Raw genomic sequence first — 13765 nt, 5'->3', positions numbered from 1 at the left:
CCACACCTTCGTACTGGCCATGCTGGCGACAATGGGTGTCGCGTGGATCGGCGTGGCACGCGTGGCGGGCATCGATATCGAACTGCCGGCAATCGGTGCCGCGCTGACGACCTTCGCAGGCGGTCTCCACATCTTAAGAACGGAGCGCCTTCACTTCACACCGTATTACGTAGTTTACCTCGCGCTGACATTCCTGATCTGCGTAGCCTTGGCCGTGCGCGGCGACTCGGGAATGGCGATCGTCGCGGTCAGAAACCTCGTCTACATCCTGGCCACGCTCTGCCTCTACAACATGCTCGACACCGCTCAGCTTCGCAGCCCACGCATGTTCTTAGCCATCGTAGGCGGAATCGCGATTTGCGTGCTCTATTCTGCCATCGCGGCGGAGATCGATATCCTCGACGGGATCATTGGTGCGATCTCGGGTCAGTACGCGTTCCAGTACGTGAACTTCAACTTCTGGCGGCCCCTGTTCAATTTCCACTCGAACTCGCTGGACACCCTTGGCTACGCGGTATCCTCAGTGAACCAGATCAGCCGCGCAGTGAGCGTTGCAGTAGCACTTCTGCTGATCTCCCGCGCCCCCTTGTCGCCATCGGGGACTGCCGTCGTGGCCGTCGCCGTCGCGACGCTCGCGATCAACTCGACAGCCTACCTCCTCTTCCTCCTGACGCTGGCGTTCTGCCTCTTCGCCATTTTTGTCTATCGAAGCGCAGCATGGGCTTTGACCGCCGGGTTGGTTGGGCTCATCGTCGCTCTGACGGTCGTCGATAGCGGCTTCGTCGATCGGATCCTGGCGGGAGACATCTACTCGAGGTCATCGCGCATCGCGCAGTATCTCGGCTCCCTTTCTGACATCGATAGCAGCATCCTGCTTGGCTCAAGCCTCACGACCTACGGCGGACATGTTGTCCACAACTTCTTCCTCTTCAGCGGGCTGACGTTGGGGCTGCCAGGGCTGGTGCTGGCGAGCGCGCTCTACATCTTGGTTCTGAGGCTCGCCATCCTGCACTGTATGCAACTGATGAAGACGGGTGATCGCATGTCCGCGTTTGTGGTGCTCTGCTGCACGATCTTCCTTATTCGGATCACCTTCGGCGGGGCAGGCGGCTTTGCCGATCTGCCCTCACATGCTGCCATGGCCTTTGCCATGATTGCACACCGTGAGATGCGGACCGCTACCGATCCCGTGCCCGCAAAAGACGCACGTAAAGCGCGTCGAGGTCGGCGTTCATTCTCTGCGACGTGAAGCGCTCTTCGTAGCTGGCGCGCGCGCGTCGCCCCTGCGCCCTCCAGTCCTCGACCGACTGCGACAGGAGGGTCGCGCGAAACGCCTCCGCCGAGAGGTCCGCGACGATCCGCCCCTCGACCCCGTCGCGCACCAGTTCTGGCGAGTTCGCGGCGTCGGAAATCAGAACGGCGGTGCCGGCCCGGAATGCCTCCAGCGCCGACATGGGGAGGCCCTCCCACCGCGACGGCAGGACAAGGATATCGGCAGCAGCAAGGCACGCGTGCACTCCCTCCCGCGAGATCCAGCCGAGGCAACTTACATTCGGCGTATCCGAAAGGATCGAGCCATCGGGTGCCGCGCCGATAAGCGTGAGATGCGCACGGTCCGGTGGAAGAGAGCGCATCATCTCGAGCGCAATTTCCGGGGCCTTCTGCCGCACGAGACGGCCAACGAAAACGATTTCGAGCCGATCGGACAGGCGCGGCGGAGCAAGTTTCACGGGCCGGTCCGCAATCGAGTTCAGGATCACGGTGTCGGACCGACTGCGGATCCCGCGGGCGCGAGCCGCGTCGCGTTCGGAGGTCGAGACGAGCACCATCGCGTCGGTCGAAGGGGCAAGATGGCGCTCCAGCCAAACGGCGGCGCGCACAGCGGAACGCCCGCTCCACCCTTGGACATCACGGCTGAAGGCCCAGCCGTGCGGGCAGTACACACGCGCTGCGTCGCAGCGCCCACCGAGGCGGCCGAGAATACCGGCAAATGTCGAATGCAGGTGCTCGATATCCGGTCGAAAAACGGCCCGGGCTCCCTGAAGAGTGCGCCAGGCGCGCAGAAGGCTGGTTGCAGACCGATCGCTGCTTGGAAAGGTGAAAAGGCGCGCCGCGCGTAGCGGCGAAGCCTTCGCGAGCTGGTCTTCGGGCACAACCAGCGCGACGTTCTCTGCACCCCAGCGCGCGATCTGATGCGGAACAATCTCCTCGATGACACTGCCTACGCCAGCGTGCAGCACTTGTGACATGTGGAGCGCTTTCACGTCAGCCCTCACCAACGGACTGGCGCGAAACAGATGTATCAGCCTTTCTCAGCGACCTAATAACCAAAGCTGACCTGCGAGGAATTTCTCAAACACTACAAATCAGTATGATGCAGAGGTTAATGAATAACTAAATCAAGAATATAAATTCTGAGACTGGGAATCTGATATTTACAGTTATTTAACGATAACACCTCAGAAGAGCTTCAAGATATGAACGCAACGGGAGACATTCAAATATGCTTGCCGGGTTGAAGTTTCATGCGTCTTTCGGCCTTTACGCTCTCTGCATTACCGCGCTGACGGCGTGCAACTCGTTGCCTGATCGGCCGTTTTTCGAGGCAAGCCTGTCGGTTGGCGATGCCAATCGCATCCTGCGCAGTTCGGACAACGAACCGCAGCGCGCTTACGCCGTAAGGCAGCTGGATCAAGCCGCGCAGCAAGGTGATGAGCGCGCAGCGCGCATCCTTGCACGCCACTTCCGGCGTGGGCCCGACATCAACCAAGATCTCGCGCGTGCGGCAGAGTACCAGGAAATGCTCTTGGCGGCCGGGCACGAGGACGTTCGGTCGTCTCTGGCGCGTCTGTACCTGACGGAAGCATCGCCCGCCTACAATCCGATCCGGGGACGCGAGCTGCTTGACGCCGCAGCGCAGGATGGAGATGCCGCGGCCGCACTCCAACTCGCTCGTCTCCTCGACGCTTCCGATCCAAATCGGGCCATTGGGATCCGGGAGGACCTTGCAACGCGGGGAGACGCCGAGGCCCAGCTCGAGCTCGCCACGCTTCTAGTGGATCCGAGCAGCGTGGCTTTCGATCCGGAGCGAGGCCTCGCGCTCTACGAACAGCTCGCACGATCCGGCAATGGCCGGGCGCTCTTTGCCCTCGGCACGATCTACCGCAAGGGTGAGATCGTCGACCGGGACCTCCGTCGGTCACTCTCCTATTTCGAGCGTGGCGTCGTTGCCGGAGATCGGCGATCGACGCTCCAATTTGCCCTCGCACTCTTCAATGGTCGGGGGATCGAGACGTCCGAAGCGCGCGGCCTCGCGATGATCGAAGACCTGGCGGAACAGGGCTCCGGCGCCGCGCTTTGGCATCTGGGCCGATTGGCACCGCGTCGCTACACCATTCTGGTGCAGGACACGCTCTTCTCTGAGCAGTTCTACGCTGGTGACGTTCACGGTGTCTTCGACACCAACACGTTGATTGCCTTCGAGAGCTTCTGCGCTGCCCGCTCTGTGAACGCGACCTGCGCGATCGAGCCATTTGCGAGGGAGGCGGCGAATGCCGTCGCCGCTGCGCGCCGCTGATCTGCTCAACGCCTGCGGCGCCATCAACGAAATCAAAGCGGGTCGATTAAAGCCGCGTCCACAGCCTCCACCGTCGTGCCCAGAAAAATCATCTGGTCACTCCCGGCAGTGACCTCAACGTCGTCGCCGTTCTGGAGCAGTGAGACGCTATCCCGCGCCATGCCGAGCTGAACGATGTCGAGCCCCATTTCGAAGTCGGTCACGGTGTCTTGCCCGGTCCCGATCTCAAAAACAAATGTGTCGGTACCACTACCACCGGTGAGCATATCGAAGCCGCTGCCGCCGATCAGAGTATCCAGCCCATTGCCGCCGAGCAGAACGTCGTCGCCGTCCCCACCGTCCAACAGATCTGCGCCGTTCATGCCCTCCAACCGGTCGAAGCCGCCGGATCCGAAAAGCGAGTCATCGCCGAGACCACCTCTCAGCGTATCGTTGTCCGCGCCGCCATCCAGCGTATCGCCATCGTCGCCACCAAGGAGGAGATCATCTCCCGCGCCACCGTGCAGCGTGTCGAAACCGCCCTCCCCGCGCAGCGTGTCATTGCCATCGCCACCGTCGGCGAAATCGTTGCCGAGCTGACCGTTGAGCGTATCCGTACCACCCTCGCCGAACAGCATGTCGTCGTCATCGACACCTTTCAGCGTGTCGGCGCCTTCACCGCCGAACAGGCTGTCATTGCCTTCGCCGCCAAGCAGGAAGTCATCGTCTTCCTCGCCATAGAGCGTGTCGGCGCCCGCATTCCCGAACATCCGGTCGTTGCCGAAGCCGCCAAAGCCCGTGTCATCACCGTCCTGGCCCTGGATCCGATCGTCGCCGAGCCCCCCGATCATCTGATCGTCGCCCAAGCCGCCGGAGATCGTGTCGCGTCCCTCGCCGGCGTCCAGGACGTCGTTCCCGTCGCCACCCGCGAGACTGTCGACGTCGTCACCGCCGTACAGAGTGTCGGCCCCGTTGTCGCCAAACAGTGTGTCGTTGCCCGCATCGCCATAGAGCACGTCGCCGTCCTCGCCACCGCGCAGCTCGTCACCCTGGTTGCCACCGCGAAGCGTGTCCTGCCCCGCATTGCCGATGAGCGTGTCGAAGCCGGAAGCGCCTTCGATGGAGTCGTTGCCCTCGCCCCCAAGAGCGTAATCGCTCTGCAAACCGCCTTTGATGGTATCGTCACCATCATTCCCGCGGAGATCGTCGTCGCCCTCGCCGCCGATCAGCAGGTCCGCGTCATTGCCACCGCGCAGGGCGTCGTTACCGCTCCCCCCATCGAGGACGTCGTTGCCTGCCCCGCCTTCGAGCAGGTCTGGGTCGGCACCGCCGTTCAGCGTATCATCCTCAGTGCCACCGCGGAGGGTATCGGCGCTGCCGCTGCCTTCCAGCATGTCGTCGCCCGTGCCGCCATCCAACACGTCCGATCCGGCGCCACCCTGCAACGTGTCGTCTCCGGCAATGCCGCTCAACGTGTCGCCTGCATCGGAAGCTGTGAGGGTATTGGCACCGCCATTGCCGGTCAGCGTAATGGCCACTTCGGCCATCGACACAACGTTCTCTACCTCATCAGGCAGGATGAAGTCGATCGAGGTCTGGACAGTGTCAGTGCCACCACCCGCCGCCTCGTCAATGATCTCACCTGCCTCGCCGATGACGTAGGTGTCATTATCTGCGCCACCATTGAGCGTGTCTACGGCACCATCGACACCACCAATCAGGCTGTCATTCCCGCCGTCACCGAAGACTTCATCGGCTCCAAAGCCGCCTTCGAGCGTATCATTGCCTTCGCCCCCCACAAGCGAGTCATCCTGACCTCCCGCGGCGAAACGATCGGCGCCATTGGAACCCACATAATCGAAGCGCATCTCGTCGAAGAGCAGGGCCAGCGGCGCCTCGTTGCCTTGCGCCGCACTGCTGAGCGCCGCTCTCAGCTCACCCCGGCTGACCCAAAGTCCCTGCATAGATAGAACGGTTTGCTCGGCTCCAATACTGCCCCGCAGAAAGGTGAGACTGGTCACGGTTCCCTGCGTCAGATCCGTGCTGTCGAAGCCCGTTCCAGTGACGAGTGCCGCCAGACCGGAGTCGTCCGTTGCGTCGTAGCGCACAGTGCCGCCGTCGATCTCAGTCTGGCTCGCGGTGTAGAGCGCCGAGACGAACAGCGTATCGATGTCCTCAGGCAGCGACTGCCGGGCCGTCACATGGAACGGCGCCTGCGGCTCGACATAACTATCATTGTTGAATGTGATCACCGGGCTCACGGACGGCGCATAAACCTTGGAGTTGTCAGACTGCACAAGCTCGCCGTCTGGGTCGATCACGTAGAAGATCGTGTAGTCCCCGGGCGGCACATCCGTGGGCGGCGCGAAGGTAAGAGGCGCGTCCTGCGACTCCGACGGCTCGATCTCGCCCAGCACGAGACGCCCGATCTCGTAATCGCCCGAGTCCCAGCGGCTGTCCGGCGACAGGAACAGCACCACCGCGGTACCCGCCGGCGCGACGCCACCACCGAAGTTCCCCACGCCGATCGTGACAGTGGTCTCCTCACCCGCCGTCAGGTCGTCCACGCGGGACAGGCTCGTCAGTCCGAGATCCGGCAGGAAGGATTGCCGCAGCTCCGCGATACTCATCGCACCGTCGCTGAAGACAACGGTGTCGATGCCGGAGAAGACGACCTCGCCCTCCACGGCGCCACCGCCCTGCCCGGTGAGGATCAGGCCATCGCGTCCCGTGCCGACCGCGGCCAGGTAATCGCTCCGCGCGCCCGTCAGCATCAGGATGTCATCGCCCGTGCCGCCGTCGACAGTCGCATCGCCAGCACCCGGATCGAAGTAGTCGTTCCCGTCCCGTCCGTGGAGCCCGTCATGGCCGAGGCCGCCAGTCAGCACGCTGTCGCTGTCGATGGCGATCAGGATGTCGTCGCCGGAGGTCCCATCGATCTCGAAACCGTTGTTGGGATTGAAACCGAACTGGATCCCGTCGAACCCGCTCGCCGGGCCATAGATCTGCTCCAGCGCGGCGATGTCCATCGGGGCAAGCGTCGTCCGCGCCGGTCCCGAATGGTTGTAGCTCATGATGGTCGTGTCGGTGTCGAAGTCCGGGTTGGAGCCGCTGCCCTCCGGATGCTCGAGGCCCAGCGCGTGGCCCAGCTCGTGCAGCAGCGTCTGGAAGTTCTGCGTGCCTGGGCTGTAGTCCTGACCGAACCCGACCGTCATCGCGAGCACACCATTGGACGAGATCTCGCGGTAGATCAGCTCGCTTTCATCCACGACCCGCGGCAGGTTGGCGAGGCCCGTCGTCGGCGACAGGTCGTTCGTGTTCATCACCCGGATCATCGCATCGTCAGGGTCGTCCACCTCGACAAACCGCACACCGGCAACAGCCTCGAACACCGCCAACGCCGATCTGAAATCGTCCCGCTGTTCCGCCGTAAACGCGCCGAAGCTCGTCACCTCCTGCGGCGCGCTCGGGAAGTAGGTGGCAAAGTCGCTCGCAACAAAGCTGTAGGACACGAAGACCGGCGCACCGTCGCCGACCATGGCGTTCCAGCGCTCATCGAAGCCTGCAAGAATAGGGGACGGATCGATCGTCTGTGGCATCGGCGGGTCTCGTCTTCGTTCGGCATCGGAAAGCTGCGCGCGGAACGTTGACCGAGAAAGCTCAACAACCCGTTGAGATCAGAGCCGCAAGTCTATTCAAACGATCCCCATCGGCCTCTTGACTTGACCACCCGTGCGCGAGACCCAAGGGCAGCGAGGGGGCAGAGCATGTCGAACGATCCGGCCATTCAACCCGTGGGCTCCTTTGGAGAGGGCGGGCCGCTTCTGCTCCGCCCGACCCGCCATGGCGATGCGCGCGGCTGGTTCGTCGAGCGGTTTTCGGACGCGCGCTTTCGGGCTGAGGTCTTCGACACTGTCTTTGCCCAGGACAACCGCTCCTTCTCCGCCCGTATCGGAACCGTGCGCGGACTGCACTTCCAGCGCTCGCCCTTCGCGCAAGGTAAGCTCATCGACATCGCCGCCGGTGCGATATTCGACGCCATGGTGGACCTGCGCGAAGGCTCGCCAACCTATGGGCATAGCGCTCATGTCACGATCGACGCGGCCTCCGGCGCGCAAGTCTGGGTCCCGGCTGGCTTCGCCCACGGCTTCTGCACGCTCCAGCCCGACACCATCGTCGACTACAAGGTCACCGCCCGCTACGCGCCGGAGACGGAGGGCGGCCTGCGTTGGGACGATCCGGCACTCAGCATCCCGTGGCCCGACTGCGCGGACCCCGAAACGCTGACCGAGAAGGACCGCCGGTGGCCCGGTCTCGCCGACGTCGCACCGATGACGGCCACCGCATGAAGCGCGCGCTCGTCACCGGCGCCGCCGGCTTCATCGGCTCGGCTCTCGTCCGCCGCCTCCTCGCTGACGGCATCGCCGTGCTCAGCTTCGACGCGCTCACCTATGCCGGACGCCGCGCGTGGCTGGAGGGGCTCGACGGAGACCACACGTTCCGACATGCGGACATCCGGGATGCAGCGGCAGTCAGCGAGGCTTTGGACGAGTTCCGCCCCGACACCCTGTTCCACCTCGCGGCCGAAAGCCACGTCGACCGCTCTATCAGCGGCCCCGCGGCGTTCCTCGACACGAACGTGACCGGCACGCTGACCCTGCTCGAAGCCGTCCGGGCGCGCGGGAACGAGATCACCTTCGTGCACGTCTCCACCGACGAGGTTTTCGGCGACCTTGCGCCCGATGCGCGGCCGAGCCTTGGCAGCGCGCCCTACGCGCCGTCCTCGCCCTATGCGGCGTCGAAGGCCGCGTCCGACCACCTCGCGCGAGCGTGGCGGCGGACCTACGACACGCCGACGATCGTCACCAACTGCACCAACAATTACGGCCCGCGCCAGTATCCGGAGAAGCTGATCCCCGCGACAATCGCGCGGGCACTCGCCGGTCAGCCGCTCGCCATCTACGGCGCCGGCGATCAGATCCGCGACTGGCTGCATGTCGAGGACCACGCGAACGCGCTAGCGACCATCGGCTCGCAAGGTGCGCTGGGCGAGACCTACCTGATCGGCGCGCGGGCCGAGCGGCGCAACATCGACGTGGTCCAGCAGCTCTGCGCCATTCTCGACCGCCTGCGCCCGGGCGCAAAGCCCTACGCGAACCTGATCGAGCACGTCACCGACCGGCCCGGCCACGACAAGCGCTACGCCCTCGACCCAAGCCACCTCGAAGACGCCCTCGGCTGGCGCCCCCGCCACAGTTTCGAGGACGGGCTGGAGGCGACGGTGCGCTGGTATCTCGACCACCCGGAGGCGCTGAGCACATGAGCGGCCTCGCGATCGTGGTCATCGGGCGGTCAGGCCAGCTTGCCTTGGCCCTACAAGCCAATCCCGGCCCGCATCGCCTCATCCCGCTCAGCCGCCCACAGGTGGACCTCGCCGATCCCGGCAACCTGGAACCCGCCCTCCGCGCCGCGCAGCCAGACGTCATCATCAACGCCGCTGCCTACACCGATGTCGATGGCGCCGAGACCCACTCCGAACTCAACGCGGCCATCAACGCGGGCGGACCCGTCGCGCTCTCCACCATCGCGGCGGAGCTCGGCACACCGCTCATCCACATCTCCACCGACTACGTGTTCGACGGCACGCTCGGCCGCCCGCTGACCGAGGCGGACACGCCCAACCCGCTCTCCGCCTATGGCGAAGCGAAGCTGGCGGGGGAGGCACTGCTCGACGTCCACCCCAACGCCGCCGTCCTCCGCACCGCCGGGCTCGTCTCGCCCGCAGGCCGCAACTTCCTGACCACCATTCTGCGCCTCGCCCGGGATCGCGACAGCCTCAACATCGTGGCCAACCAGACCCTCACCCCGACGAGCGCCGACGACCTCGCCACCGCCGTGCTGAAGGTCGCGGAGAACCTTACCGCGCGCCCCGATCCGGACCTGCGCGGCATCTTCCATGCCGCGGGCGCAGGACCACTAAGCTGGGCTGACTTCGCTCGCGCCATCTTCGACGCCTCTGCCCGAGCAGGCGGGCCGACCGCCAACTGCCACGACATCCCCGCAGCCGACTGGCCGAGCCCGGCACAGCGCCCCGCCGACAGCCGCCTCGACAGCAGCCGCCTTGCGACGCACCATGGCGCCCGCCTCGCCGATATCCGGACGCGCCTCGATGACCTCGTGAGGCGTGCCCTGGTTGCCGAAAGGAAGACGACCCGATGAAAGGCATCATCCTCGCCGGGGGCACCGGCTCGCGCCTCTGGCCGATCACGCTGTCGGTCAGCAAGCAGCTTCTGCCGGTCTACGACAAGCCGATGATCTACTACCCACTAAGCGTTCTGATGCTGGCGGGCATCCGCGAGATCCTGGTCATCACCACGCCCGACGACCGCCCGGCCTTCGCCTCCCTCCTCGGCAACGGGCGTCGCTTCGGCATCTCCATCGAGTATGCGGAGCAGGCGACGCCGGCCGGGATCGCGGAGGCCTGCCTGATCGGCGCCGACTTCACTGCCGGCGAGCCCTTCGCCTTGATCCTCGGCGACAACCTCTTCTTCGGCCACGGCCTGCCGGAGCATCTGGACGCCGCGCGCCAGCAGGTCGAGACCCGGGGCGGTGCCGTCATCTTCGCCCACCGCGTCGCAGACCCCGAACGATATGGCGTGGTGACCTTCGATGAGACCGGGCGCGTGCTCACCATCCTCGAAAAGCCCGACCGGCCTCCGTCGTCGTTCGCCGTCACTGGCCTCTACTTCTACGATGGGGAGGCCGCCGCCCTGGCCGAGCGCCTGACGCCGTCCGCCCGCGGTGAGCTCGAAATCACCGACCTCAACCGCGCCTACCGCGACCGCGAGGCCCTGCATGTCCGCCAGCTCGGCCGCGGCTTCGCGTGGCTCGACACCGGCACGCCCGACAGTCTGCTGGAGGCGGGCGAGTTCGTCGCCACCCTCGAACGCCGCCAGGGCATCCGCATCTCCAGCCCCGAGGAAATCGCCTGGCGCCAGCGCTGGATCAGCGACGACGAGCTGCTGGCCACCGCCCGCGCCCTCGGCAAGGGCGGCTATGCGCAGTACCTCGCCGCGCTTCCAGACCAGTTGTGAGCCCATCGCCCAAAACCGCTGCCGAGGTGTGCGCTCAACCGCCGAGCGCCTCCTTGGGCAAGTGGTCAGTGAACCCAGCATCGACCAGAAGGTCCGCAGCAGCGGCCACCTCATCCGGCACAGCCACCGCGGTCTGAAACCCAAGCTCGGCATACGGACGGAAGCGCCGCAGATCGCCGACCATCTCGCAGATCAGCGCACGCTCGTCGTGATGCGGTAAAGGCTGATCCTCGTAAGCCGTCAGCGGCGCCGTGATCGCGGCTCGCACCTCCGGCCACTGCCGATCCATGGTCGCTCGACACCGCCGCTGCGTCTGCGGCTTCGTCACCAGGATCACATCGCGGGCACCGGGCGCGAGATCCCGGCTGAAGCGAATGTTCTCACCGATATTCGTCGCCTCAGCCTCCACGGCGATCGCGCCGGCCGGAACGCCCGCCCGCTCCGCCGCCTCGCGAAAGGCGTCGGCCTCGCGGCCCGGAAATAGGCCCCGCGTCCAGTTGCCAGAAGCACCGGTGAAGACGATCCGTGGCGCGTGACCTGCGTGAAACAGCTCGGCACAGCGCAGCGCGACGCGAATGTCGTAGGAGCCGAGCCCAATGATCACGTCGGCGGGCCCAAGAGCGTCATAGATGCAATGAAAATCCCAAAGCTTCCGCGCCGCCCTCCGCACGTCCTCGTTCAGCACGGCATCCCCCAAAGGTTATCCTCGCGGGCGGAGTCTCCGCGCGAGAGCAACCATTCCGCAAGCACGGCCTAAACAAAAAAGCGCCCCGCTGCGTGTTCGCGAGCGGGGCGAGGGAGTGGCCGGCCCCGGGACAGGAAGGCCGGCTCTGGAGATCGGTGGCGCTTAGGGCCGTTGGCCCGCGTCGCGCCCCTGGGGCCAGGTCACCAGGTCGCCGGGGTTGCCCCCGAAGCTCGCGAGGCGCACCTCGACGCCGTCCTGGGCGGAGGCGAACAGCGAGGCGGGGGTGCTCTGCGCCCCGGCGGCGGTGGCGATCCCGGCCAGCGCCAGGGTCAGTACGGTCAGAAAACGCGTGGTTCGGGTCATGTCATCCTCCTTCGGCTCGCCGGAGAGGCGCGTCGCGCCGCCCGGCATCGGCCCCGGAGGGTCCGCCGGGCCGGAGCGTTCTCCGGCCGGGCGGGCCTTGGGGTCAGGATCAGTTGGCGTTGCGCTCGTGGTAGGAGTTGCGCACGCCCTCGTTGTCGAGGCGGCTGGCCGCGATGGCGAGCTCGCCGAGGGTCATGGTCTCGGCCACGGCCGGATCGATGCCGAGCGAGCGGGCATAGCCGGCCTTGTCGGCGAGCACCGGGGTGGCGAGCAGGGCAGCGACGGTGGCGGCGAGTGCGATGGTACGGGTCATGGTCTTGGTCCTTTGTCTGGGGCGGCGCGAGTTGTCGCCGCCGATGCACCCGAGATGGGCAGGGGGACGTGGCGTCAGTAGGGGCGGAAGCGGGGGCACAGTGTTCTGCGATCGTGAACAGTCACGCAGAAATCACATCCATTGAATGATCGCGTGACCAACGGTCTCGTAAGAGAATCGCCTGAAAAGGTTCCCGCCCCGAGCGTAAAGAATTCTCTTTGGTTAAGGACGCTCCGCCGCCCCACGCGGATTGTCGAGGCGACTCAATCCCTTCCTTGGTTAACCCACTAATTCTAAATCATTTTTAGGTACTGAAGCCCTGCTCCGAGAGGATCGCAACCGCCTGCCACTCGTTGGACTGACATGGGTGGGACGGACCACAGCGCCGAGGGGTCGGCGCAGATCACGGTCCGTTCTTTAGGTGGTCGCTGGGCGGCGCATCGGTTCGAGGGGTCGGATCGAAACAGCGCCGTCCGGCCGGGAGAACGGGGTTTCTCATGCAGCCGGGTGTTACGGTCGTCGCTTCCGTGTTCGACACGGAGGACAGCCTTCTTGCGGGTCTCAGCGGGTTTCAGGTCACCGAGGCCGGTGTCGGCTGGACGATCACCGCCACCGTCGCCGGTGAGGATGCGCTCGCGACTTTCTCGCTCTCGACCGCCGGTCTTCTGACCTCCGGTCTCAGCGTCGAGCGGGGTCAGCACGAGGGCCTGTCAGGTCTCGTGTCCCTCGACGACGGCACCGCCATCGCGATGACCCGCCAGGGCGACGACCTGATCCGCATCGGCCTCGACAGCCTCACCACCGACGTGATGGTGGCGAGCAGCGTGACCGGCGGCCGGATCGAGGCGCTCGACGCAGCCACCACCGGCGGCGAGACCGTCATCGCGTGGGCCAACATTGGCAGCGAGGGCTTCTCCGTCGCCACGCTCGACGCAACCGGTGCCGCCACCGACGTGGTTGCCGTCGCCGATGACGACGCGCTGCCCATCGACGATGTCCGCGCCCTCGCCATCCACGACACGGGCACCGAGACGCTGGTCTTCGCCGGTGGCGGCCGGGACAGCGGCCTCGCCGTCTTCCGCCTCGATGAGGGCGGCGCGCCCGTCGCCGTCGAGCATCACCTACCGGGCGGCGATTTCGGTCACTACCAGGTTTCCGCTCTGGAGATCGTGGAGACGCCGGATCAGGACTACCTCGTCGTCGGGGCCTCCGCCTCCTCCTCCCTCACCGTCTTCGCCATCGGGGCCGACGGCACGCTGAGCATCACGGACCACATCTTCGACAACATGATGACCCGTTTCGGCGGCGTGGATACCATCGCCTCGGCCACCATCGACGGCGTCACGCTGATCGCCGCCGGTGGCGCGGACCGCGGCGCCACCATCTTCGCCCTCGATCAGGAGGGCACGCTGAACGAGATCGCGACCGTGGAGGACAGCGCGGAGGTAGCGCTCCACGACGTCTCCGGCCTCGAACTGCTGGCCGGTGAGACCGCGGGCGAGGCGCTGCTCGTCACCGCTGGCCAGGCCGACAGTGGTCTCTCGGTCGTGAAGCTGGACCTCGACACGCTGGGCGCCGACGAGTTCCGCTTCAACGAGGGCCCGCAGATGGACACCCCGGTTCTCGTGGCGGAGGAGGTTCTCATGCTGGAGCTGCCGGAGGCACGCCTCGCCCTCTCCCAGGACCTGACGCCGCATCACGTGGATGAGCCGGTCGCAGAGTTCGTCGACGCAGACGCCTTCCTGCTCTGAGCG

The 13765-nt window shown here is 65.6% G+C and carries 12 protein-coding genes; 7 read left to right on the top strand and 5 right to left on the bottom strand.

The features are described from left to right. Nucleotides 1-19 precede the first annotated feature (19 nt). On the top strand, nucleotides 20-1249 hold the full coding sequence (locus I0K15_RS09580; protein ID WP_196105213.1) for a hypothetical protein: 1230 nt from the start codon (nucleotides 20-22) through the stop codon (nucleotides 1247-1249). Here the strand turns inward: I0K15_RS09580 and I0K15_RS09575 are convergent. Continuing rightward, nucleotides 1179-2249, bottom strand: a complete 1071-nt coding sequence (locus tag I0K15_RS09575) for a glycosyltransferase (protein ID WP_196105212.1) — start codon at nucleotides 2247-2249, stop codon at nucleotides 1179-1181. The two genes, I0K15_RS09580 and I0K15_RS09575, sit on opposite strands and share 71 nt — an antisense overlap. A gap of 254 nt (nucleotides 2250-2503) precedes the next feature. Here I0K15_RS09575 and I0K15_RS09570 point away from each other — a divergent pair, with 254 nt between their 5' ends. Beyond that, nucleotides 2504-3577 (top strand): tetratricopeptide repeat protein, encoded by a 1074-nt coding sequence (locus I0K15_RS09570; protein WP_196105211.1) that lies wholly within the window; start codon nucleotides 2504-2506, stop codon nucleotides 3575-3577. A 32-nt stretch (nucleotides 3578-3609) separates the two neighbouring features. Here the strand turns inward: I0K15_RS09570 and I0K15_RS09565 are convergent, their stop codons facing one another. Beyond that, nucleotides 3610-7155, bottom strand: a complete 3546-nt coding sequence (locus I0K15_RS09565) for a CARDB domain-containing protein (RefSeq protein ID WP_196105210.1) — start codon at nucleotides 7153-7155, stop codon at nucleotides 3610-3612. A 168-nt stretch (nucleotides 7156-7323) separates the two neighbouring features. On the opposite strand from I0K15_RS09565, the gene rfbC reads away from it, so the two are divergent. Genes rfbC through rfbA form a run of 4 tightly spaced genes read left to right on the top strand, consistent with a single transcriptional unit; the run spans nucleotide 7324 to nucleotide 10650 of the window. Further along, nucleotides 7324-7905 (top strand): dTDP-4-dehydrorhamnose 3,5-epimerase, encoded by a 582-nt coding sequence (gene rfbC / locus I0K15_RS09560; RefSeq protein ID WP_196105209.1) that lies wholly within the window; start codon nucleotides 7324-7326, stop codon nucleotides 7903-7905. Beyond that, a complete protein-coding gene (gene rfbB, locus I0K15_RS09555; protein WP_196105208.1) occupies nucleotides 7902-8879 on the top strand; it encodes a dTDP-glucose 4,6-dehydratase in 978 nt (325 codons plus the stop codon). Before rfbC ends, rfbB begins: the two co-directional genes overlap by 4 nt. Then, nucleotides 8876-9775 carry a dTDP-4-dehydrorhamnose reductase gene (rfbD, locus tag I0K15_RS09550; RefSeq protein WP_196105207.1) on the top strand — a complete coding sequence of 300 codons (900 nt, stop codon included), beginning with the start codon at nucleotides 8876-8878 and terminating at the stop codon, nucleotides 9773-9775. Before rfbB ends, rfbD begins: the two co-directional genes overlap by 4 nt. Beyond that, a complete protein-coding gene (gene rfbA / locus I0K15_RS09545) occupies nucleotides 9772-10650 on the top strand; it encodes a glucose-1-phosphate thymidylyltransferase RfbA (protein WP_196105206.1) in 879 nt (292 codons plus the stop codon). The genes rfbD and rfbA overlap by 4 nt, the downstream gene beginning before the upstream one ends. Before the next feature lie 34 nt (nucleotides 10651-10684). On the opposite strand, the gene I0K15_RS09540 is transcribed toward rfbA, so the two are convergent. The 3 genes from I0K15_RS09540 to I0K15_RS09530 form a co-directional block, all read right to left on the bottom strand. Then, entirely contained in the window at nucleotides 10685-11335 is a 651-nt protein-coding gene (locus tag I0K15_RS09540) for a YdcF family protein (RefSeq protein ID WP_230374368.1), read from the bottom strand. A 162-nt stretch (nucleotides 11336-11497) separates the two neighbouring features. Continuing rightward, nucleotides 11498-11698 (bottom strand): hypothetical protein, encoded by a 201-nt coding sequence (locus I0K15_RS09535; RefSeq protein WP_196105205.1) that lies wholly within the window; start codon nucleotides 11696-11698, stop codon nucleotides 11498-11500. Between the two features lie 109 nt (nucleotides 11699-11807). Further along, nucleotides 11808-12011: a hypothetical protein gene (locus I0K15_RS09530; RefSeq protein ID WP_196105204.1), complete on the bottom strand. Its 204-nt coding sequence runs from the start codon at nucleotides 12009-12011 to the stop codon at nucleotides 11808-11810. 527 nt (nucleotides 12012-12538) lie between these two features. Here I0K15_RS09530 and I0K15_RS09525 point away from each other — a divergent pair. Then, nucleotides 12539-13762, top strand: coding sequence for a lactonase family protein (locus I0K15_RS09525; protein ID WP_196105203.1), 1224 nt, complete (start codon nucleotides 12539-12541; stop codon nucleotides 13760-13762). The last annotated feature ends 3 nt before the right edge of the window (nucleotides 13763-13765 follow it).

It is taken from the genome of Pontivivens ytuae (assembly GCF_015679265.1).
In the GTDB taxonomy this organism is placed as follows: domain Bacteria; phylum Pseudomonadota; class Alphaproteobacteria; order Rhodobacterales; family Rhodobacteraceae; genus Pontivivens; species Pontivivens ytuae.
Note: the sequence above shows the minus strand (reverse complement) of the source record. Positions and strands in the feature narration are given on the sequence as shown.

Excerpts from the sequence above, each read along its gene's own strand:
- I0K15_RS09535 (WP_196105205.1), bottom strand. The coding sequence starts at position 11,698 with ATGACCCGAACCACGCGTTTTCTGACCGTACTGACCCTGGCGCTGGCC.
- I0K15_RS09565 (WP_196105210.1), bottom strand. The coding sequence starts at position 7,155 with ATGCCACAGACGATCGATCCGTCCCCTATTCTTGCAGGCTTCGATGAG.
- I0K15_RS09530 (WP_196105204.1), bottom strand. The coding sequence starts at position 12,011 with ATGACCCGTACCATCGCACTCGCCGCCACCGTCGCTGCCCTGCTCGCC.
- rfbB (WP_196105208.1), top strand. The coding sequence starts at position 7,902 with ATGAAGCGCGCGCTCGTCACCGGCGCCGCCGGCTTCATCGGCTCGGCT.
- I0K15_RS09580 (WP_196105213.1), top strand. The coding sequence starts at position 20 with ATGCTGGCGACAATGGGTGTCGCGTGGATCGGCGTGGCACGCGTGGCG.
- rfbA (WP_196105206.1), top strand. The coding sequence starts at position 9,772 with ATGAAAGGCATCATCCTCGCCGGGGGCACCGGCTCGCGCCTCTGGCCG.
- rfbC (WP_196105209.1), top strand. The coding sequence starts at position 7,324 with ATGTCGAACGATCCGGCCATTCAACCCGTGGGCTCCTTTGGAGAGGGC.
- I0K15_RS09575 (WP_196105212.1), bottom strand. The coding sequence starts at position 2,249 with ATGTCACAAGTGCTGCACGCTGGCGTAGGCAGTGTCATCGAGGAGATT.
- I0K15_RS09570 (WP_196105211.1), top strand. The coding sequence starts at position 2,504 with ATGCTTGCCGGGTTGAAGTTTCATGCGTCTTTCGGCCTTTACGCTCTC.
- rfbD (WP_196105207.1), top strand. The coding sequence starts at position 8,876 with ATGAGCGGCCTCGCGATCGTGGTCATCGGGCGGTCAGGCCAGCTTGCC.